The sequence below is a fragment of the Caulobacter soli genome (assembly GCF_011045195.1).
Taxonomy (GTDB): domain Bacteria; phylum Pseudomonadota; class Alphaproteobacteria; order Caulobacterales; family Caulobacteraceae; genus Caulobacter; species Caulobacter soli.
Map to the genome: position 1 here is coordinate 4,971,096 of NZ_CP049199.1, position 19,349 is coordinate 4,990,444.

At 69.0% G+C, this 19,349-nt stretch carries 20 protein-coding genes, 1 tRNA gene and 1 riboswitch; of the genes, 8 read left to right on the top strand and 13 right to left on the bottom strand.

Features of this window, described 5'->3' with window-relative positions:
- The first annotated feature begins 13 nt into the window (after positions 1–13).
- Positions 14–1,684, top strand: a complete 1,671-nt coding sequence (locus G3M62_RS23145) for a recombinase family protein (protein ID WP_165190895.1) — start codon at positions 14–16, stop codon at positions 1,682–1,684.
- On the opposite strand, the gene G3M62_RS23150 is transcribed toward G3M62_RS23145, so the two are convergent.
- The 4 genes from G3M62_RS23150 to G3M62_RS23165 form a co-directional block, all read right to left on the bottom strand.
- Positions 1,655–1,731 (bottom strand) — tRNA-Arg (locus tag G3M62_RS23150). The genes G3M62_RS23145 and G3M62_RS23150 overlap by 30 nt on opposite strands.
- A 60-nt stretch (positions 1,732–1,791) precedes the next feature.
- On the bottom strand, positions 1,792–3,108 hold the full coding sequence (locus G3M62_RS23155) for an NCS2 family permease (RefSeq protein WP_165190896.1): 1,317 nt from the start codon (positions 3,106–3,108) through the stop codon (positions 1,792–1,794).
- A gap of 3 nt (positions 3,109–3,111) precedes the next feature.
- Positions 3,112–4,158 carry a purine nucleoside permease gene (locus G3M62_RS23160; RefSeq protein WP_165190897.1) on the bottom strand — a complete coding sequence of 349 codons (1,047 nt, stop codon included), beginning with the start codon at positions 4,156–4,158 and terminating at the stop codon, positions 3,112–3,114.
- Between the two features lie 242 nt (positions 4,159–4,400).
- Positions 4,401–5,363 (bottom strand): ABC transporter ATP-binding protein, encoded by a 963-nt coding sequence (locus G3M62_RS23165; RefSeq protein ID WP_165190898.1) that lies wholly within the window; start codon positions 5,361–5,363, stop codon positions 4,401–4,403.
- Between the two features lie 120 nt (positions 5,364–5,483).
- Here G3M62_RS23165 and G3M62_RS23170 point away from each other — a divergent pair, with 120 nt between their 5' ends.
- Both G3M62_RS23170 and G3M62_RS23175 read left to right on the top strand, forming a co-directional pair.
- Entirely contained in the window at positions 5,484–5,768 is a 285-nt protein-coding gene (locus tag G3M62_RS23170) for a zinc-finger domain-containing protein (RefSeq protein WP_165190899.1), read from the top strand.
- 12 nt (positions 5,769–5,780) lie between these two features.
- Positions 5,781–6,212, top strand: a complete 432-nt coding sequence (locus G3M62_RS23175) for an acyl-CoA thioesterase (protein WP_165190900.1) — start codon at positions 5,781–5,783, stop codon at positions 6,210–6,212.
- Here the strand turns inward: G3M62_RS23175 and G3M62_RS23180 are convergent.
- Complete coding sequence (locus G3M62_RS23180; RefSeq protein WP_165190901.1) at positions 6,209–7,297, bottom strand: AI-2E family transporter; 1,089 nt, start codon at positions 7,295–7,297, stop codon at positions 6,209–6,211. The two genes, G3M62_RS23175 and G3M62_RS23180, sit on opposite strands and share 4 nt — an antisense overlap.
- Positions 7,298–7,334: 37 nt before the next feature.
- Here G3M62_RS23180 and G3M62_RS23185 point away from each other — a divergent pair, with 37 nt between their 5' ends.
- Complete coding sequence (locus tag G3M62_RS23185; RefSeq protein WP_425483801.1) at positions 7,335–8,654, top strand: UbiH/UbiF/VisC/COQ6 family ubiquinone biosynthesis hydroxylase; 1,320 nt, start codon at positions 7,335–7,337, stop codon at positions 8,652–8,654.
- Positions 8,655–8,749: 95 nt separating this feature from the next.
- Positions 8,750–9,958 carry an MFS transporter gene (locus G3M62_RS23190; RefSeq protein ID WP_165190903.1) on the top strand — a complete coding sequence of 403 codons (1,209 nt, stop codon included), beginning with the start codon at positions 8,750–8,752 and terminating at the stop codon, positions 9,956–9,958.
- Here the strand turns inward: G3M62_RS23190 and G3M62_RS23195 are convergent.
- The 4 genes from G3M62_RS23195 to trxA all read right to left on the bottom strand — a co-directional run bounded on the left by G3M62_RS23195 (position 9,955) and on the right by trxA (position 13,021).
- Positions 9,955–11,061 (bottom strand): acyltransferase family protein, encoded by a 1,107-nt coding sequence (locus G3M62_RS23195; protein WP_281360074.1) that lies wholly within the window; start codon positions 11,059–11,061, stop codon positions 9,955–9,957. The genes G3M62_RS23190 and G3M62_RS23195 overlap by 4 nt on opposite strands.
- A gap of 3 nt (positions 11,062–11,064) precedes the next feature.
- Positions 11,065–11,265 carry a Trm112 family protein gene (locus tag G3M62_RS23200; RefSeq protein ID WP_165190905.1) on the bottom strand — a complete coding sequence of 67 codons (201 nt, stop codon included), beginning with the start codon at positions 11,263–11,265 and terminating at the stop codon, positions 11,065–11,067.
- Between the two features lie 148 nt (positions 11,266–11,413).
- Entirely contained in the window at positions 11,414–12,070 is a 657-nt protein-coding gene (locus tag G3M62_RS23205; RefSeq protein ID WP_165190906.1) for an LON peptidase substrate-binding domain-containing protein, read from the bottom strand.
- A 21-nt stretch (positions 12,071–12,091) separates the two neighbouring features.
- Positions 12,092–13,021, bottom strand: a complete 930-nt coding sequence (trxA, locus tag G3M62_RS23210) for a thioredoxin (protein ID WP_165190907.1) — start codon at positions 13,019–13,021, stop codon at positions 12,092–12,094.
- A gap of 173 nt (positions 13,022–13,194) precedes the next feature.
- Between trxA and G3M62_RS23215 the strand changes: the two genes are divergently transcribed.
- Positions 13,195–13,572, top strand: a complete 378-nt coding sequence (locus G3M62_RS23215; RefSeq protein ID WP_165190908.1) for a hypothetical protein — start codon at positions 13,195–13,197, stop codon at positions 13,570–13,572.
- Between the two features lie 2 nt (positions 13,573–13,574).
- Here G3M62_RS23215 and G3M62_RS23220 read toward each other — a convergent pair whose 3' ends face one another.
- Entirely contained in the window at positions 13,575–14,081 is a 507-nt protein-coding gene (locus tag G3M62_RS23220) for a prolyl-tRNA synthetase associated domain-containing protein (RefSeq protein WP_165190909.1), read from the bottom strand.
- A gap of 71 nt (positions 14,082–14,152) precedes the next feature.
- Between G3M62_RS23220 and G3M62_RS23225 the strand changes: the two genes are divergently transcribed.
- Entirely contained in the window at positions 14,153–14,896 is a 744-nt protein-coding gene (locus G3M62_RS23225) for a DUF6065 family protein (protein WP_165191417.1), read from the top strand.
- Complete coding sequence (locus G3M62_RS23230; protein ID WP_165190910.1) at positions 14,896–15,315, top strand: hypothetical protein; 420 nt, start codon at positions 14,896–14,898, stop codon at positions 15,313–15,315. Before G3M62_RS23225 ends, G3M62_RS23230 begins: the two co-directional genes overlap by 1 nt.
- On the opposite strand, the gene G3M62_RS23235 is transcribed toward G3M62_RS23230, so the two are convergent.
- The 3 genes from G3M62_RS23235 to G3M62_RS23240 form a co-directional block, all read right to left on the bottom strand.
- On the bottom strand, positions 15,312–16,319 hold the full coding sequence (locus G3M62_RS23235; protein ID WP_205691923.1) for a chloride channel protein: 1,008 nt from the start codon (positions 16,317–16,319) through the stop codon (positions 15,312–15,314). The genes G3M62_RS23230 and G3M62_RS23235 overlap by 4 nt on opposite strands.
- Before the next feature lie 55 nt (positions 16,320–16,374).
- Positions 16,375–16,659 (bottom strand): hypothetical protein, encoded by a 285-nt coding sequence (locus G3M62_RS26695; protein WP_205691924.1) that lies wholly within the window; start codon positions 16,657–16,659, stop codon positions 16,375–16,377.
- A gap of 26 nt (positions 16,660–16,685) precedes the next feature.
- Positions 16,686–16,764: riboswitch (Fluoride riboswitch) on the bottom strand.
- Positions 16,765–16,800: 36 nt separating this feature from the next.
- On the bottom strand, positions 16,801–19,212 hold the full coding sequence (locus tag G3M62_RS23240; protein ID WP_165190911.1) for a membrane-bound PQQ-dependent dehydrogenase, glucose/quinate/shikimate family: 2,412 nt from the start codon (positions 19,210–19,212) through the stop codon (positions 16,801–16,803).
- Between the last annotated feature and the right edge of the window lie 137 nt (positions 19,213–19,349).

Consider the following 19,349-nt stretch of genomic DNA (forward strand, 5'->3'; position numbering starts at 1 on the left):
CGGAGATTGCCCCATGGGCCGGCTGATCGAGCCTGAACCGACCTCGATGGCATCGAGGGCGGCCCTCTACCTGCGCGTCTCGACCGGCCGTCAGGCGGAGAGCGATCTGTCCCTTCCCGACCAGCGCCGGCAGATGGAGGCCTACTGCGCTGGCAAGGGCTGGACCCTGGGCGAGGCGTTCGTCGAGCCGGGCAACACCGCCACCGACGACAAGCGGCCCTCGTTCCAGGCGATGATCGAGGCGGCCCTGACTAAACCCGCGCCCTTTGACGTGATCCTCGTCCACTCGTTCTCGCGGTTCTTCCGCGACCAGTTCCAGTTCGAGTTCTACATCCGCAAGCTGGCCAAGAACGGGGTGCGGCTGGTGTCGATCACCCAGGAGCTGGGCGACGACCCCATGAGCGCGATGATGCGCAAGATCATGGCCCTGTTCGACGAGTACCAGTCGCGGGAGAACGCCAAGCACACTCTGCGAGCCATGAAGGAGAACGCCCGCCAGGGCTTCTGGAACGGCTCCAGGCCGCCGCTGGGCTATCGGGTCTATGTGGCCGAGCAGCGCGGGGCCAAGCTCAAGAAGAAGCTGGAGATCGACCCGATCAGCGCCGAGAAGGTCCGGCTCATCTATCGGCTGGCGCTCTACGGCGCCGACGGCTCCGGCCCAATGGGCTTCAAGTCCATCGCCGCCTACCTGAACGATCGGGAGATCCGCACGCGCGACGGCGGCAAGTTCGGGCTCGATGCGATCCACCAGATCCTTCACCGGCCCTCGTACATGGGCGAACACCACTTCAACCGGACCGATCACAAGCTCAAGAAGCGCAAGCCGGACGCAGAGCACGTCATCTGCGCGGTGCCGGCCATCGTCACCCGTGAGGAGTTCCAGGCCGTGCAAGACTCCCTGCATCTGCGCTCTTGGAAGCAGACCCATCCCAACCACGTCACCAGCCGCGTTCTGCTGGGCGGCATCGCCTTCTGCGGCAAGTGCGGCGGGGCCATGACCCTGCGGACTGGTCACAGCTCCACGGGCCTGCGCTATCGCTACTACACGTGCTCGACCAAGGCCCGGCAGGGGCCGGCCGGCTGTGAGGGCATCACTGTCCGGGAGGAGAAGCTGGACGCCGCCGTGGTCGAGCATCTGGAGCGTAGGCTTCTGCACCCCGAGCGCCTGGAGGTGCTGCTGGGCAACCTCATCGACAAGCGGGGTGAATGGATCGACCGGCGCCGGGCGCACGTCATCGAGCTGCGCCAGCGGGCGACCCAGGCCGCCACCAAGCTCAAGCGCCTCTATGAGGCCGTCGAGGACGGCCTAGCCTCGACCGACGACCAAGACCTCAAGGACCGGATGCGGGAGCTGGCCATCATCCGCGACGACGCCCGCGCGGACGCTGATCGGGCCGAGGCGGCCATCGAGAAGCTAGGGCCGATGCTGACGCCGGAAATCCTCGGGCGCTTCGCCGAGGCCGCGAAGGAGCGGCTACGTGGGGAGAACGGCGCGTACCGGCGCGAGCATGTGCGCGCGGTGGCTCAGCGCGTGGAGGTGATCTCCAAGCACGAGATCAAGATCATGGGAAATCGGACTGACTTGCTGAGAACCTTGGCCGCCTCGGCGGGCGAACACACTGCGGTTCTCGGCGTTCGCAGTTTTAAACCGAAGTGGCGCACCCGACACGATTCGAACGTGTGACCTTTGCCTTCGGAGGGCAACGCTCTATCCAGCTGAGCTACGGGTGCTTCCGCCTTGCGGAAGCGCGGTCTTAGCCGAAAGGCCGCGCCTGCGCAAACGGGTCTTTTCTAGCCTTTCGCCAGATAGACGAAGCGCACCACGAACAGCGCCGCCAGGATCAGCAGCAGCCAGTCGCCCTTGCCGATCTTGCCCGTCAGCAGCTTCAGCACCGCATAGCTGGTGATGCCGAACGCCAGGCCGTTGGCGATCGAGAAGGTCAGCGGGATGGTGATCAGGGTCAGGAAGGCCGGGATCGCCACCGTCGGGTCGGCCCAGTCGACCTCGGCCAGGCTGCCGACCATCAGGGCGCCCACCAGGATCAGGGCCGGCGCCGTGGCGGCGGCCGGGATGGCCTGGACCAGCGGCGCGAAGAACAGGGTGACCAGGAACAGGATCCCCACCACTACCGCCGTCAGGCCGGTGCGGCCGCCGGCGGTGACGCCCGCGGCGCTCTCGATATAGCTGGTCACCGTCGAGGTGCCGGCCGCGGCCCCGATCATGGTCGCGGCCGAGTCGGCGATCAGGATGCGGTTGAGGCGCGGGATCGAGCCGTCAGGGGCCTGCAGGCCGGCCTTCTTGGTCACCGCCACCAGGGTGCCGACATTGTCGAACAGGTCGACGAACAGGAAGACGAAGATGATCTCCAAAAGGGCGAGACCGATGCCACCCTTGAGATTGAACGCGCCCATCACGTCCATCTTGAAGGCGGTGGCGGTCAGGTCGGCGAGACTGGACGTGGCCGGGACGATCTTGGCCAGACCCAGGGCCCAGCCGGCGGCCGTGGCCAGGAGGATACCGATCAGGATCGCGCCCTTGACCCGCCAGGCCTGCAGCACGGCGATCAGGACGAGCCCCATGATCGCCACGGCGGCGGTCGGGGTGGTCAGGTCCCCCAGGGCCACGGTGGTAGCGGGATTGGCGACGATAATGCCGGCTTCCTTCAGGCCGATGAAGGCGATGAACAGCCCCACCCCGGCGGCGACGGCCGAGAACAGCGGCTTGGGAATGGCCGCGACGATCATCTGGCGCACGCCGACCAGAGTCAGGACCAGGAAGGCCACACCCGAGATGAAGACGCAGCCCAGGGCCGTCTCCCACGGCACGCCCATGCCCTTGACCACGGTGTAGGTGAAGTAGGCGTTCAGCCCCATGCCCGGCGCCAGGGCCAGGGGATAGTTGGCGACCAGTCCCATCAGGATCGAGCCGAAGCCGGCGGCCAGGCAGGTGGCGGCGGCGACGGCGGCCACCGGCATGCCCGCCTCGCCCAGGATCGTCGGATTGACCACCACGATATAGGCCATGGTCATGAAGGTGGTGACGCCGGCCAGCACTTCGGTGCGGACGTTGGTCCCCTGGGCCTTGAGGCCGAAAAGGCGTTCCAGCATGGCTTAGCGGCTCCCGCCGGTTGGGGTGGCGGCCGCATAGCGGTCCCAGTGGGTGACGAGCTCGCGGGCGACGACGCCGCCGACCCGGAACGTGGCGTCGAAGCCGGCCTTGACGGCGTCCTCGCTGAAGACGTGAGGCAGGCTGGTCTGGCCGTCCGGGGCGCGCGAATAGTTGCTGCCGGTGCGCAGGACCAGGACGCGCTTGCGGTCGATCTTTCCGGACGCGGCGTGGGCGTCGAGCACGTCGAGGATCCCCTGGTCTTCGCAGTCGGTCATGGTGAAGGTCCCGGCCCCGTCGGTCCAGAGCTTGACCCAGTCCCGCGCCCACTGGGTGCGGTGCGCGCCGTGCCAGAAGCGCACCGTACCCAGGGCGTCGCCCTGCAGCACGAACGGCGGCCGCCGGCCCTCGGGATCATCCTTGTAGACCGCGCGCAGGGCCTGCAAGGCCGGCGAGTCGGGCAGCTTGACGTCGCGGGTCAGGGCGTAGGCCCAGTCGACCAGCCCCCGGTCCAGCGTCCAGACCATGGCGCTGGAGCCCTCGGCCTTGCCCTTGACGTTGGGACGCTCGGCATCGTTCGAATAGAGGCCGTAGGGCCAGCCGGCCGGCATGTCGCGCTCGTCGACCTCGTAGATCGGGTCGGCGTCGACCACATAGCGGGCCCAGGCGGCGCTGCCGATCGAGGCGCTCTTCGGATCGACCCCGGCGATGCCGCTGACGATCCAGTAGGCGTGGGTCAGATCGAACTGGTCCGACAGGATCAGGGCCGCGACGCTCTCGCGCGCCCGCCCCCGCATGTCGCTGACGATGGCCAGCACGCCGTCGTCGGAATAGCGGGCCACGTGGCGGACGCCGGGGATCTTGATCTCGTGCGTCAGCGGCCAGCCTTCGACCCAGGGCTGGAACTCGCCGGCGAAGTCGCCGGTGTCGGCGCCGATCTCGAAGGTGGTGACGATGACGACCTTGACCGGCAGGGGCTTGGCCAGCGCCGCGCCCCCGAGGCCGGCCGCCACGACCAAGGCCATCAGAACCCGAATGAAAAACGCCCGCATGCCGCCCCTCGCGCCGAAACTGGCGGGGAACCTCCACCGATGCGGCCCACGATGCAATCGGGGATTGGCTGGAGGATAGGGATGCGTCGCCTGGCGCCTCGGCCGCGAACACTTGCCCCCTACGGACCGCTTCGCGGTCGTCTTCCCCCAAAGGGGGAAGAGGCGCGCCGGGCTGAAGCCTCCGCCCCCTACGGGGGCGGACAGACCGCGAAGCGGTCAGGTGGGGGCAAGTGGGTGAGCCGCTAGGTCCTCAAAGGATCCTTGGCGTTCGGATCGCCATAGGTCAGCGACACGAACACATCCTCGAGATCCGGATCCTCGGTCGCGATGTCCTTGATCTTCAGCCCCTCGGCCCGGACCGCCGCCAGCACCTGCTCGACGCTGGACTGGCCCGTGCGGTACGACACCGAGAACGCGCCCGCCCCGCGCAGCTTAGTCTCGAAGCCCGCCAGCAGCGGCGCGGCGGCCACCGGTTCTTCCGGCGTGACCACGACGTTGCGGATGTCCATGCGGCTGAGCAGCTTGGCCGTCGGCTCGTTGACGACCACTTCGCCGCGATTGACGATGGCGATCTGGTCGCACAGCTCCTGGGCTTCTTCCAGATAGTGGGTGGTCAGCACGATGGTCACGCCCAGTTGGTTCAGGCCCGTGACATAGCTCCACAGCTGGCGGCGCAGCTCGACGTCGACCCCGGCGGTGGGCTCATCGAGGATCAGCACGGGCGGCTGGTGGACCATGGCTTTCGCCACCATCAGGCGGCGCTTCATGCCCCCCGACAGCTGGCGGACATAGGCGTCGGCCTTGTCGCCCAGGCCCAGGGCGTTGAGCAACTCGTCGGTGCGGCGCTCGTTTTTCGGCACGCCGTAGAAGCCGGCCTGCACTTCCAGCGACTCACGCGGGGTGAAGAAGACGTCGGCGGCCAGCTCCTGCGGCACCACGCCGATCGCGGCGCGGGCGTCGCGCGGGCGCTCGTCGATGTCGCGGCCCCAGATCTTCACCGTGCCCGACGACTTGCGGGTCAGCCCGGCCAGGATGTTGATGAAGGTCGACTTGCCGGCCCCGTTCGGCCCCAAAAGCCCGAAAATCGAGCCGCGCGGCACCTTCAGGTCGATCCCGTTGAGGGCTCGCTTCTCGGGCGCGGTCTTGCTGGCGGGGTAGGTCTTGAACAGGCCTTCGGCTTCGATCGCGTAGGCGGGCAGGTCCATGGAGCGTCCAGATCGGAAAAGGAACGGGCGGCTTCAATTGACGGCGCCGCGACTGGTCGCATAGGTATGCCTGCATCGCCGCCACGCCAAGGCCGCGTCTGGATTTCAAGGATTTTAAGAATGGCGCGCAAGGCCAAGTCCACCGCTCCCACCGCCATGGAACCTACGGTCGTCGAGATCGGCGCCGGTCCCGCGCCCGAAACCATCATGGTCCGCTCGCACCGCATCGCCTGCGACGGCGTCGGCGGGGCCCTGGGCCACCCGCGCGTCTGGCTGGAAATGGGCGCGGCCGGCTTCGTCGACTGCTCCTATTGCGACCGCCGCTTCGTGGCCCAGACCGCCGCCGGCCACGACGAGGACGAGCAACTGGCCCCGGGGGTCTACGAAGGCTCCGGCGGCCACTAGGTCCCGCGCCCCGTGACCAAGCTCGACGCCACGACCCAGCGGGCCGAATCGCTGGCCAAGGCCTGGGAAGCCGCCGAATGGCCGCACGAGGCCCCGGTGCTGCGGGCCATCGCCATGCCGTCCGACACCAACCCCGAAGGCGACATCTTCGGCGGCTGGCTGCTGTCGCAGATGGACCTGGCGGCGGCCTCGGTCGCCTTCCACCGCGCGGCGGGCCGCTGCGCCACCATCGCCATCGACGGCATGACCTTCATCAGCCCGGTGTTCGTCGGCGACGAGGTCAGCCTGTTCGCCAAGATCGTGCATGTGGGCCGCACCTCGCTGAAGGTGCAGGTCGAGGCCTGGCGGCGCCGCCGCGACGGCGAGCAGGCGCACAAGGTGACCCAGGGCGTCTTCACCTTCGTGGCGATCGGCGAGGACCGCAAGCCGCGGCCGCTGCCTTAGGGCGCCGCCACGTCCCCATAGGGCTTGCCGTCGCTCGACATCAGCACGGCCAGGGGTCGCGTGCCGGCGAACTCGGCCAGGATGGCCATGGTCATCACCGCCAGGGGCGTCGACAGGAACGCGCCGGTCACGCCCCACAGCAGACCCCAGAACGCCAGCGACAGCAGCACCACGATCGGGTCGAGGTTCAGGCTGCGCCCCTGCATGCGCGGCTGGATGATGTGACTGACGGCGAAGTGGATGGCCTCCAGTCCGACCAGCAGCACCGCCCCGCGCCAGACATCGCTGACCTCGACCAGGCCGAACACCGCCGGGAACAGCACGCCCACCGCCGCCCCGATGGCCGGGATGTAGTTGGTCAGGAAGATGATCAGGCACCAGAACGGGATGTGCGACAGGCCGACGGCGGCCATCAGGGCGGCCGAGGCGGCGGTGATGATCACGCCCACCACGGTCTGCACCCAGATGTAGTTCTGCAGGCCGTCGCGAATCTGGTCGAACACCCGCTGCGCCTCGGCGCGGCCCTCCTCGGTGGCGAACATCCCCTGGGCCTTGGCCTTGAAGCCCCGGCGCGAGGCCAACAGAAAGCCCAGATAGATCAGGACGAAGATCGTCGCCTCGGCGAAGTGGCTGAACGAGTCGGCGACCACGCCCAGATATTGGGCGGGATTGAGCGTGTGGATCAGGCCGGCCAGGGTTGGGGTCACGCGCAAGCCCAGGCGTTGCGCCGCCAGGCCGAGCAGGTCGTTGATGCGCACCGCATAGCTGGCTGACTGGGCGGCGAAATCGCTGGCGTTGTCGGCCGTCACCCAGATCGTCACGACCAACACCGCCACGATCGCGGCGATGGCGACGGGCATGGCCAGCCGTCGGAGCGCCACGGGCAACCGCGCCTGCAGCAGGCGCGCGACGCCGTCGATGATGATCAGCAGGAACACCGCCAGGACGAACGGCTCCAGGATTCGCCGCAGGGCCCAGAGCGCGAAACCGGTCAGGATGGTGGCCGTGATGACCCCCGCCACCTTCAGCGCCGTGACGTGGCCCAGCAGGTTGGCGGGCGGCGAAAGGGGGATGGGCTGTTTCATGGAAGGGGCGGCCTGAAGAGCGTTCGAAGGACCAGCTATGCCTGGGTCGTCGCGGGATCGCCATTCCTGTCTGGACACTCGCACGCCTCCAGCGCCATATCCGCCCATGCGCGACCACGACGCCGACGTCATCATCGCCGGAGCCGGCATGGCCGGAACCACCCTGGCGCTCGCCCTGGCCTCGGCCGGGGTCAAGGCCCTGCTGGTCGACCCCCAGCCGTTCGACGCCCAGCTGGCGGCCAGCTTCGACGGACGCTCCTCGGCCATCGCCTATTCGTCGTTCCGCCAGTGGCGGGCGATCGGGGCCGGCGGGGCCCTGGCGCCCCACGCCCAGCGGATCGAGCAGATCCTGGTCACCGACGGCAAGACCCCCGGCCCCGCCGCGCGCGGCCCCTCGCCGTTCTTCCTGCGGTTCGACAGCGGCGAGATCGCCGACCGGTCCGAGGGCGAGCCCCTGGGCTATCTGATCGAGAACCGTCAGATCCGCGCCGCCCTGGCCCGGACCGTCATCGACAAGGGGATCGAAGTGCTGGCCCCGGTCGGCGCCCGGGCCCTGGACGTCACCCCCGCCGGCGCGACCCTGACGCTCACGGACGGTCGCCAGCTGTCAGCGCCTCTGGTGGTCAGCGCCGAAGGTCGCAACGGGGTGTTGCGCAAGGCCGCCGGCATCGGCGACATCGGCTGGAGCTACGGCCAGAGCGGCGTGGTGGCCACCGTCCGGATGCAGCATCCGCACCAGGGCGTGGCTCACGAATATTTCCTGCCCAGCGGTCCGTTCGCTATTCTTCCGTTGACGGACAATCGCGCCAGCCTGGTGTGGACCGAGAGCACCGACCGGGCCGAGGCCCTGCGCCACGCCTCGCCCGAGGCCTTCCACGCCCACCTGATGCGGCGGTTCGGCGAGTTCTTGGGCGCGGTCGAGATGGCCGGCCCGACTTTTGTCTATCCGCTGTCGCTGTCGCTGGCCGAACGGCTGGTGGCCCCGCGCTTGGCCCTGATCGGCGACGCCGCCCACGGGGTGCATCCGATCGCCGGCCAGGGGCTGAACCTGGGCCTGAAGGACGCCGCCGCCCTGGCCGAGGTGGTGGCCGAGGCCCTGCGCAACGGCGAGGACATCGGGGCCGAGGCGACCCTGGAACGCTACGCCCGCTGGCGGCGGTTCGACAACGTGTCCAACGCCCTGGCCTTCGACGGCTTCGTGCGCCTGTTCTCCAACGACAACCCGCTGCTGCGCCTGGCGCGCGGCGTGGGCATGGCGGCGGTCAACCGCATCGCTCCAGCCCGGCGGTTCTTCATGCACGAGGCCGGCGGCGGCGTGGGCGACCTGCCCAAGCTGCTGCGGGGCATGGCCCTCTAGAACCCGCCTAGACAAGCGCGGCCTTGCGGCGCGGCGCACCCATCCCAACCTAGACGCATCGCTTCGCCGGCCTGACGCGGCGTGGGAGTAGCTTGATGACCGCCCAGCCCGCCGAAGCCCCGACCGCTCCAATCGCTCCGCCCCTCGGGCGCGGCCTGACCCTGGCCATGGCGGTCGCCACCGGCGTCGGGGTGGCCAACATCTATTACAACCAGCCGATGCTGGGGGTGATCGAGGCCGACTTCCCGGGCCAGGCTCTGGCCGGCTTCATCCCGACCGCGACTCAGCTGGGCTATGCCCTGGGCCTGTTCCTGCTGGTGCCCCTGGGCGACCTGCTGGAGCGTCGCGCGGTCATCCTGACCCAGTTCCTGATCCTGTCCGTGGGGCTGGTCGCCGCCGCCCTGGCGCCCAGCGTGGGCCTGATCATCCTGGCCTCGCTGCTGGTCGGGTTCTGCGCCACCGTGGCCCAGCAGATCGTGCCGTTCGCCGCCCACCTGGCGACGCCCGAGCGGCGCGGGGCCACCATCGGCACGGTGATGGCGGGCCTGCTGTGCGGCATCCTGCTGAGCCGCACCCTGGCCGGCTTCGTCGCCACCCACCTGGGCTGGCGGGCGATGTTCTGGCTGGGCGCGCCGATGGCCCTGGCCGCCTGCGCCCTGATGGCCGTCGTCCTGCCTCGCAGCCGCCCGGACAGCGAGGGCCTGCGCTATGGCGCGTTGCTGAAGTCGTTGGGCGAGCTGTGGCTGGCCTTCCCGGCCCTGCGCCGCGCGGCCTTCACCCAGGCTCTGCTGTTCGCCGGGTTCACCGCCTTCTGGACCATCCTGGCCCTGCACCTGAAGGAGCCGCGCTTTGGCCTCGGCGCCGACATCGCCGGGCTGTTCGGCGTGGTCGGGGCCGTGGGCATCCTGGCCGCGCCCTTGGCCGGGCGGATCGCCGACCGGCGCGGGCCGCACCTGGTGATCCTGCTGGGCGCGGGGCTGTGCGTGGTCTCGTGGCTGATCTTCGGCCTGTGGAACGCCGTGGCCGGCCTGATCGCCGGGGTGATCGTGCTGGACTTCGCCGTGCAGGGCGCGCTGATCTCCAACCAGCACCTGGTCTTCGCCCTGCGGCCCGAGGCTCGGGGCCGGATCAACACCATCTTCATGGGCGTGATGTTCCTGGGCGGCGCGGCGGGTTCGGCCGGCGCCACCACCGCCTGGACCCTGGGCGGCTGGTCGGCGGTTTCGGCGCTGGGCGCGGGCGCGGCCCTGGTGGCGCTGGTGCTGCAGTTGGTTGGCCGCAAGGCCTGGCCCGCCAAGGCTTAAACCTTCACCACCCAGCCTTTGCGCCGCATATAGGCCACGACCATCCAGATCAGGCCGACGAAGATCGCCACCGGGATCAGGGCGGCCGTCCGATCCCCGACGAACGGCGTCGCCCAGGCGTAGGGGATCTTCAGCATGTGGGCGGTCAGCATGATCGAGGCCAGCATGTGCAGGCTGTAGGCGAAGATCGCGTTGATCCCGAAGTCGGTCAGGAAGCCGGTCGCCGGCAGCGTCCAACCCTTGACGTCCAGCGCCTGGTGCAGGCCGGCCAGCAGGACCAGGGCGATCCCGGTCGACAGCAGGACGAAGCTGCTGGTCCACAGTTCCTTGGAGATCGGGAACGCCACGCCCCAGGCCAGACCGCCGACGATCATCGCCACGCCCGCGATCAGCAGGCCCAGCGAACCCCGCCGGGCGAGCAGCCATTCTCCGGCCGCCACGCCGAGCAAGGCCTGGGCGACGGCCGGCAGGGTCGAGAGCAAGCCCTCGGGGTCATAGCCCAGCGGGCCGGGCACGTAGACGTGGGCGCCCAGCACCAGGCGGTCGATCCAGCCGACGAAATTGGCGCCGGGCTTGAGCAGATCGGTCGCGCCGTCCGGGAAGGGCAGGAGGGTCAGGGGCCAGTAGAGCGCCAGGATCGCCACGGCCAGCACCAGCCGGGCGCGCGGTCCCAGGGTCTTGTAGAGGACGGCGGCGGCCAGGAAGCACAGGGCCAAACGCTGCAGCACGCCCATCGGCCGGAACAACACGCTCTCGGGCGTGGCCATCCAGTAGAGATTGCTGAGGATCAGTCCCAGCAGGAACAGGCGGCCCGAGCGCACCAGCAACCGGCGCAGCGTGGCGCCGTCGAGACCGCTCGCGCCACGCGCGCTCAGGGCCAGCGGGATCGAGACCCCGGTCATGAACACGAAGGCCGGGAACACCGCGTCGGCGACCGTGAAGCCATGCCAGTCGGCGTGTTCCAGCCAGGCGAACTGGGCGTAGCCGCTGACCGCGTGCAGATAGGAAGCGGTGTTGACGACGATCATCCCGACGATCGTCAGGCCCCGGAGCACATCCAGGGAAGCGAGGCGTGACCTGTCGACCCGGGGCCGGGCGTCCAACGCCTAGTCGTCCAGGCCGCGGGCTTCCTCGGGCAGCATGATCGGCACGCCGTCGCGGATCGGATAGGCCAGCTTGGCGGCGTTGCTGATCAGCTCCCCCCGGGCGCGGTCATAGAACAGCGGCGCGCGGGTGACGGGGCAGACCAGCACCTCCAGCAGGCGCGGGTCGATATCGGCGGGCGGCGGGGGCGGTGCGGCGGTCATGGGTTGGTTGTAGGAGGTTTTTGGACGTCGGCCAACGCCTTGCGTCCTTCGAGGCTCAGCTTCGCTTCGCACCTCGGGATGAGGAAATCGGCAAACAACGCGCCTCATCCCGAGGCGCCCGCGTAGCGGACCTCGAAGGACGCAGGGCCTACTGGATCATCGTCGGGTCTTCGTCATCCCCCGCCGCGTCGATTTCCAGCAGGGCCACCAGGGTCTCGCGACGGTCGGCCAGGGTCGGGGCCTCGAGCAGGGCCTGCTTCTCGACCGGCTCGAACGGCAGGGCCATGGCCAGGCTGTTGATCAGGGCGTCGGACGGCGCGGCCTCGGCGCTGGACCAGTCGATGGCCAGGCCCCGATGATCCAGATAGCGGCGCAGGGCGCCGAGCAGGGGCGAACCGTCGCCCGCCGTCTGCGCCGAAGGCTCGCGCAGATCCTCCTCGAATGTCGTGAAGTTGGCCCGCACCTGGCGGTAGGGCGAGCGCGACGGCAGCTCGTCGCCCACCCGGAAGCGGCAGACCCCGGTCAGGGTGACGAGGTAACGACCGTCGCTGGTCTCGGCGAAGCTGGTCACCCGGCCCGCGCAGCCCACGGGCGCCAGGTTGGGCCGCTCGACATCGCCGCCCGGCCGGGTCTGGACCATGCCGATGATCCGCTCGCCCGACATGGCGTCGTCGAACATGTTGAGATAGCGCGGCTCGAAGATGTTCAGCGGCAGCTGGCCGCCGGGCAGCAGCAGAGCGCCGTCCAGCGGAAACACCGGGATCACCAGCGGCAGGTCGTCCGCCCTTCGATACGATCCCGGCATGCGAACGCTCCTCTTTGCACCCTAACTGAACAGGATCGATGACAGCCGCTTGCGGCCGGCCTTGGCCACCTCGGATGCATAGCCGGCGGCTTCGAACACGGTCAGCAGCTGCTTGCGGGCCGCCTCGTCGTTCCAGACACGGTCGCGTTCGATGATGGTCAGAAGATGGTCCGAAGCGGCCTGAAGATGGCCCGCGCCGGCCAGGGCCTTGGCCAGTTCGAACCGGGCCTCGTGATCGTCGGCGTCGGCGGCCAGGCGCTGTTCGAACGGCGCGGTCTCGGACGGCGCGTCTTCGGCCAGGGCCAGGGCGGCGCGCACGCTGTCCAGGTCCGGATCCTTGGCGCCGGCCGGGGCCGAGGCCGCGACTTCCGCCGCGCCCTCCAGGTCGCCGCTGGTCAGGTAGCATTTGGCCAGGCCGCCGATGGCCTTGACGTTGGCCGGATCCATCTGCAGCACCTGGGCGAAGGCCTGGGCCGCGCCGCCGAGGTCGCCCAGCTCGATCGACTCCTTGGCCATGGCCAGCAGGGCGTCGACATCGCTCTCGGGCGGCGGACCGGCCAGGCGGTCGATGAATTGCTTGATCTGGCTTTCGGGCACCGCGCCCTGGAAGCCGTCCACCGGCTGGCCGTTGACGAAGGCGTAGACGGTCGGGATCGACTGCACGCGCAGCTGGCCCGAATAGCCGGGGTTCTTGTCGACGTCGATCTTGACCAGCTTGACCGCCCCGCCGGCGGCGTTGACGGCCTTTTCCAGGGCCGGGGTCAGTTGGCGGCACGGGCCGCACCAGGTGGCCCAGAAATCGACGATCACCGGCTGGGTCTTGGACGCCTCGATCACGTCGGCCATGAAGCTGGCGTCGGTCCCGTCCTTGATATGCGGGCTCTTGCCACCAGCTTGACCATTGGGGCCGCCGGCCTGGATGGGAGGAGGGGTATCGCCGATCAGGGCCATCGGGTCTCTCGTACTGGATGGGGAACGCTTAGGCCGCCAAGATGGTCCTTAGAGTGTCCCCACGCAATCGTCGGCGGGGCGACTCTTGAGCTGCCGAGCCTCTGATGTGATGTTCGGGGGTCTTTGGGGGAGCAAGGATGAGACGCCTACTGACGGCGACGGTCGGGATCGCCGTGGTCATCGTCGGCGGCGGAGCGCCGCGCGCCGAAACGCCAATGGACCGCCCGAACTTTTGCAAGGCGCTGGACAGGTTCTCCTCGGCGCCGCCCCATGATCGCTGGGCGCTGTTCTTTTGGCCGCTCCCGAGCGACGATACGATCGACATGTACGCGGCGATGGCCGCCAAGCCCATGGATGGGGCCGCGCACGGATTCTACGCCGCCTACGGTCAGACGACGCACTACATCCTTCTGACCAAGCTCAAGGCCCGCCTGGACGAGTGCTCAGCGGTCAAACTCGGCCGGGTGCGCCTCGAGGCGTCGGAGGCGGCCTGCGACGGCTACCAATCGGGCCAGCCGTGCCTGAGCATCCGCAGGGTCGCGCCGCGCTGATCCTAGGCGACCACCGCCATCGCCGCGAAATCGACGATCATGGGCGTGATCCCAAGCGCCGCCAGGAACCGGCGCAAGCCATCCTGCGAGACGGCCGTGGTGGCGTCGTTGCCCAGCGGGTGGAAGTTGACCGGATCGGCCTTCGCCAAGGCCGCGTCGAGTACGAAGCGCACCCGATGCTCCGTATCGTTGATCAGGCCGAACGCGGTGACCGAACCCGGCGTGACGCCCAGGGTCTGGACCATCAGCTCGGGACTGCCGAACGACAGCCGGGCCGAGCCGATCACCGTATGCAGGCGCTTGAGGTCGATCGCCGTCTCGCCGAGGGCCGAAATCAGCCACAGCTGACCCTTGGCGTCCTTGAGGAACAGGTTCTTGGTGTGGCCCCCGGGCAGGGCCGCCTTGATCTCCAGCCCCTCCTCCACCCGGAACACCGGCGGATGATCGAGGGTGGAATGGGCGACGCCGTGGGCGTCGAGGAAGGAAAGCAGGTCGGCGCGCGTCTTCATACGGGACTTCCTAGCCGAGCCCGCTGCCGCTAGACCAGATGCAAGACCAGATCAGGGAAGAAGAGATCGGCATGGAACTGGAGTGCTACCCCACCGAGAACCGTCCGCCCGAGATCGTGCCGGGCCGGCCGCAGCGGGCCTGGATGGACCACTTCGCCGACCGCCATCCCTATCGCTGCCTGCCCCTGACCATGGCCAACACCACCGGCTGGGAGATCCTATGCCCGGTCGGCTTCTCGGCCACCTGGGACGGCGGGGCGCACCAGAACTGCATCACCTTCAAGGCCGACCACCCGCATCCGGGCTTCGACGACTTCGTGAAGTCGCACTTCTCGCGCGGCACCATCACCTTCCACACCGGCTATCTGTTCCGCACCCCGCCGGGCTGGTCGATCTGGACCATGGGTCCGCCGAACCACATCAAGGACGGTGTCCAGCCGCTGGCCGGGCTGGTCGAGACCGACTGGCTGCCCTTCCCCTTCACGATGAACTGGATCTTCACTCGCCCGGGCACGATCCGCTTCGAGAAGGGCGAGCCGTTCTGCTTCTTCATGATGATCCAGGACAAGCCGCTGGAGCAGGTGCAGCCGGTGATCCGGTCGATGAATTCCAATCCGGAAATGCGCAAGCAGTACGACACCTGGGCCGCCAAGCGCGGCGAGTTCAACGCCCGCATCTTCAAGCGCGAGCCCGACGCGATGAAGGAGGCCTGGCAGCGCTTCTACTTCAAGGGCGAGTATCCGGAAGAGGTCGAGGCCCCCGCCCCGTCGCACCACGTCAACAAGCGCCGGCTCAAGGCGCCGAAGGTCGGGTGATGAAGGCGCGGAACGATCCGACGCCGCTGTCGATCTGGATCATCGCCGCGCTCTGGGCGCTCGGCGCCCTGGCGCCGACAATTCGTTGGGCGATATCCGCGTGGCCGACCAGCGGCGGATCGGTCGTGGCGTTGGTGATCGTGACGCTCGTCTTCGTCGTCTATCATGCCGCCGCGTTGATCCGTCTCAGCCGCTGGCCGATCGTGCTGCAGGTCGCGGCGCTCGCCTGGAGCGTCCTGAGCCGGACCTTGGGCGGAAACTTCGACGTGGGTCCGACCTCCGCGCTCGGCCTTTTCATGATGTGGGTCCCGTTCGGCGTCTATCTCGCCTGCACCCTGCCTCACTGGCGCAAGATGAACTGGGCGTTCTTCGGTCGGCCCTACCGGCCTCATGCGCATCTTGAAGAGACATTCGCCTAGGACGGTCGCCGCTCGCGGATCTCGCGCAGCGGCAGGTCCGCTGGAACCGCCGCGCCGCTCACCTTGGCCACGCCCAGGCGCTGGGCCAGGTAGATGCCCGAGTGGCCGCTGCACAGATAGGCGGTGAAGCAGGCCACGGCGAGATAGGCGGTCTGGCCGCCGCCGAACAGCTCCACGCCCATGATCGTACAGGCCAGCGGCGTGTTGGCCGCTCCGGCGAACACCGCCACGAAGCCCAGGGCGGCGAACAGGTCGGTCGGAGCGCCCAGCATCCAGGACAGGGCGTTGCCCAGCGCCGCGCCGATGAAGAACAGCGGCGTCACCTCCCCGCCCTTGAAGCCTGAGCTCAGCGTCACGACCGTGAAGACGATCTTCAGCAGCCAGCTCCAGTGGTCGACGCGGTCGGGGCTGAAGAAGCCCAGGATGGTCGGATCGGCGGGGTTCGGCGACCAGACGCCCAGGCCCAGATAGGCCCGGGTTCCGAAGGCGAAGACCAGTCCGATCACCAGCAGTCCGCCGACCACCGGCCGCAGCGGCGCGATCGGGATCAGCCGCTTGAACAAGGCGCTCAGCCGGTGCTGGGCCTCGGCGAACAGCAGGCCGGCCAGGCCGAAGGCGACGCCGGCCAGCGCGACCTTGGCCAGCAGCAGCGGCTGCAGGCCCGGGACGGCCGTCCGCACGACATAGGCCGTGTGCGCGATTCCCCAGGCCTGGCAGGCCCAGTCGCCGATCAGGGCGGCGGCCAGGCAGGGGATCAGGGCCTCGTAGCGCACCTGCCCGACCGTCAGCACCTCCAGCGCGAACACCGCCCCGGCCACCGGCGTGCCGAACACCGCTCCGAAGCCGGCCGCGATTCCGCCCATCAGCAGGATCCGGGTTCGCGCCGCGTCCAAGCGGAACAGCTTTCCGAAGGCGCTGGCCAGCCCGCCGCCGATCTGCACCGCCGTGCCCTCGCGCCCGGCCGAGCCGCCGAACAGGTGGGTGACCACGGTCGCGACCAGCACGAACGGGCCATGCGCAGCGGCACGCCGCCGCCAGGCTGATGGATCTGCTCGACGATCAGGTTGTTGCCGGCCTCGACCGGTCCGCCCTCCAGCGATAGGCCAATCCCATGGCGAGGCCGGCCAGGGGCAGGCCGTAGAGCAGCCATGGGTGCGCGAACCGGGCCCGGGTCGCCAGGTCCAGGCTCCACAGGAACAGGGCGCACAGCGAGCCGACCGTCGCGGCCATCGGCGCGATGATCGCGGTCCAGACCAGCACGGCCCGCAGATGCTTCAGACGAAGGCCGGCGAACGCCTGGAGACGGGCGCGATCGAAACGGGGGGAAGCAGGCAGTTCGGACACGATTCCTCTTTCTCGCGGCGAACCGCGGTCGGGTAGGAATCATCGGCTCCTTCCTGAGGAGCGGTTCGGCATGACGCCCGGCGGAAATCCATCACCGTGGCCGGCTTCTAGGCGGCCACGGTGATGGATGTCAAATCCGCCCTACTTCAGAGCATAGGCGATGACCTGGTCGCCGATCGGGGTTTCCATGAAGTGGTGGCCGCCGGTCATGATGACCACGTACTGCTTGCCGCCGACGTCGTAGGTCATGGGCGTGGCCTGACCGCCGGCCGGCAGCACGTCCTGCCAGACCGTCTTGCCGGTCTTGATGTCGATGGCGCGGATCAGGTTGTCGGTGGCGGCCGCCACGAACACCAGGCCGCCGGCCGTGACCACCGCCCCGCCGTTGTTGGGCGTGCCGATCTCGACCGGCAGGTGCGAGGGAATCCCGAACGGGCCGTTGGTGCGGGCCGAGCCGAACGGGCGGTCCCACAAGGTCTTCCCGGTCTTCAGGTCGATGGCGCGGAGCCCGCCATAGGGCGGCTCCTTGCACAGCAGACCCGTCAGCGGCAGGCGCCAGCCGGCGTTGACGTCGATGGCGTAGGGCGTGCCGACCTGCGGGTCGCCCGCGCCCTCCGCGCCCTTCTTCATCGAGCCGCCACGGGCGTCGCCGCGCGGGGTCCAGCCCTTGGCGTCGGCCACCGCGCGCGGCACCAGACGGTTGTAGTTGGGCATGTCGTTGTAGTTGGCGACGATCACGCCGCGACTGGAATCGACGGCCACGCCACCCCAGTCCGACCCGCCGTTGTAGCCGGGATATTCGATGTAGCGGCGATCGGCGACCGGCGGGGTGAAGAAGCCGTCGTACTTGGCGCGCTTGAACTGGATGCGGCAGATCATCTGGTCGATCGGCGACATGCCCCACATCTGCTTCTCGCTCAGATCGGCCTTGCGCAGGGTGTGATAGAGCGAGAACGGCTGGGTCGCCGCGCGTTGCGCCGGCTCGAGCCCGCCCTGTGGCACGGCGCGTTCCTCGACGCCCGTCAGCGGCCGGCCGGTGCGACGGTCCAGAACGAAGATGTCGCCGCGCTTGCTGGGCAGCACCACGGCCGGGACCGGACCGCCGGCGGTCGGGAAGTCGACCAGCGTGCCTTGCGAGCCCAGGTCATAGTCCCAGACGTCGTTGTGCACGGTCTGGAAGCTCCAGCGCGGCTTGCCGGTGGTCACGTCCAGGGCGACCAGCGAGGTGGAGTACTGCTTTTCCAGCGTCGTGCGGCTGGAGCTCCAGTAGTCGGCGGCGCTGACGCCCAGCGGCAGATAGACCAGGCCCAGGGCCTCGTCGCCGGTGGCCGTGGTCCACATGTTGGGCGTGCCCTTGGTGTAGGTCTGGCCCTGCGGCGGCAGGGTCGAGATGTCGGGACGGGTCATGTCCCAGGCCCAGCGCAGGGCGCCGGTGACGGCGTCGAAGCCCTGGATCGTACCCGACGGCGCGTCGCGGCGCTGGCCGTCCAGCACCTGGTGGCCGACCACGACCACGCCCCGCACGATGGTCGGGGCCGAGGTGATCGACAGCATGCCGGCCGCCGAGGGTCCGAAACCGACATTGGTCGAGATCTGGCCGCCCTGGCCGAAGTCGGCGCAAGGAACGCCGGTCTTGGCGTCGACCGCGATCAGGCGGGCGTCCAGCGTGCCCTCGATGATCCGGGTCGAACAGGCCTTGGCCGGATCGGCGCCGGGCACGGCGTAGTAGCTGACGCCCCGGCAGGCGGCGGTATAGGGGATGGCCTCGTCCGGCACCTTGGGATCATAGCGCCAGCGGGTCTGGCCGGTGGCCGCGTCGATGGCCAGCATGATGTTCTTGGGCGTGCAGACATAGAGATTGCCGCCCACCTTCAGCGGCGTGTTCTCCGCGCCGTACTTGCCTTGAGCGGCCGCGCTGGGCATGTCGCCGGTGCGGATCATCCAGACGCGGGCCAGGTTCTTGGCGTTGTCGGCGGTCAGCTGGGTCAGGGGCGAATAGCGCTGGCCGGCATAGGTGCCGCCATAGGCCGGCCAGTCCGCGCCGACGCGCTGCAGCGAAGGGTCGTTGTCGGTCATGGCGGCGATGGCGGGCAGAGGTCCGTCGACCTTGGCCTTGTTGGCGCCGGCCACCACCACGCCGCCGACGATCAGGAACACTGCGAGGGCCGCGAAGCCGACCAGCGACTTCTTGCGGCCGGGCGGACCGGGGTCGACCACCGGCAGGGCGGCCAGCACCAGGACCAGCAGCACGGTCGGGGCGATCACGCGGGGCACCAGGGCCCAGCCGTTCAGCCCGACCTCCCACAGCGCCCACAGCACGGTCAGGACGAAGACGGCGATATAGATCCAGGCGCCCAGCGCCCGTCGCCGGACCAGCATGACGCCGGACACCAGCAGGCCCAGACCCGAGAGCACGTAATAGGGAGAGCCGCCGAGCACGGCCAGCCAGGCGCCGCCGATCGCCAGGGTCAGGCCGATCAGGGCCAGGACCAAGCCGAGGAGCACGACGGCCCAATCGCCCGCGCCCTTTCGTGAAGAAGAGAGGGACGCCATGACGATGCTCCAAGCTGAACCGCTTACGCGGACTGAACATGTTCAGCGAGGCTTAGGTTCCCTGGCGCGGATCGGATCCGTCGGAAATATGACAAGGTCAGCAAAGCGCTCTGCTTGACAGAGTATGCACTTCATAT

Bases quoted from the DNA above. Each gene is read 5' to 3' on its own strand.
- G3M62_RS23145 (WP_165190895.1), top strand. From the start codon at position 14: ATGGGCCGGCTGATCGAGCCTGAACCGACCTCGATGGCATCGAGGGCG.
- G3M62_RS23180 (WP_165190901.1), bottom strand. From the start codon at position 7,297: ATGAAACAGCCCATCCCCCTTTCGCCGCCCGCCAACCTGCTGGGCCAC.
- G3M62_RS23185 (WP_425483801.1), top strand. From the start codon at position 7,335: ATGCCTGGGTCGTCGCGGGATCGCCATTCCTGTCTGGACACTCGCACG.
- G3M62_RS23190 (WP_165190903.1), top strand. From the start codon at position 8,750: ATGACCGCCCAGCCCGCCGAAGCCCCGACCGCTCCAATCGCTCCGCCC.
- G3M62_RS23155 (WP_165190896.1), bottom strand. From the start codon at position 3,108: ATGCTGGAACGCCTTTTCGGCCTCAAGGCCCAGGGGACCAACGTCCGC.
- G3M62_RS23205 (WP_165190906.1), bottom strand. From the start codon at position 12,070: ATGCCGGGATCGTATCGAAGGGCGGACGACCTGCCGCTGGTGATCCCG.
- G3M62_RS23230 (WP_165190910.1), top strand. From the start codon at position 14,896: ATGAAGGCGCGGAACGATCCGACGCCGCTGTCGATCTGGATCATCGCC.
- trxA (WP_165190907.1), bottom strand. From the start codon at position 13,021: ATGGCCCTGATCGGCGATACCCCTCCTCCCATCCAGGCCGGCGGCCCC.
- G3M62_RS23200 (WP_165190905.1), bottom strand. From the start codon at position 11,265: ATGACCGCCGCACCGCCCCCGCCGCCCGCCGATATCGACCCGCGCCTG.
- G3M62_RS23170 (WP_165190899.1), top strand. From the start codon at position 5,484: ATGGCGCGCAAGGCCAAGTCCACCGCTCCCACCGCCATGGAACCTACG.
- G3M62_RS23165 (WP_165190898.1), bottom strand. From the start codon at position 5,363: ATGGACCTGCCCGCCTACGCGATCGAAGCCGAAGGCCTGTTCAAGACC.
- G3M62_RS23220 (WP_165190909.1), bottom strand. From the start codon at position 14,081: ATGAAGACGCGCGCCGACCTGCTTTCCTTCCTCGACGCCCACGGCGTC.
- G3M62_RS23160 (WP_165190897.1), bottom strand. From the start codon at position 4,158: ATGCGGGCGTTTTTCATTCGGGTTCTGATGGCCTTGGTCGTGGCGGCC.
- G3M62_RS23240 (WP_165190911.1), bottom strand. From the start codon at position 19,212: ATGGCGTCCCTCTCTTCTTCACGAAAGGGCGCGGGCGATTGGGCCGTC.
- G3M62_RS23225 (WP_165191417.1), top strand. From the start codon at position 14,153: ATGGAACTGGAGTGCTACCCCACCGAGAACCGTCCGCCCGAGATCGTG.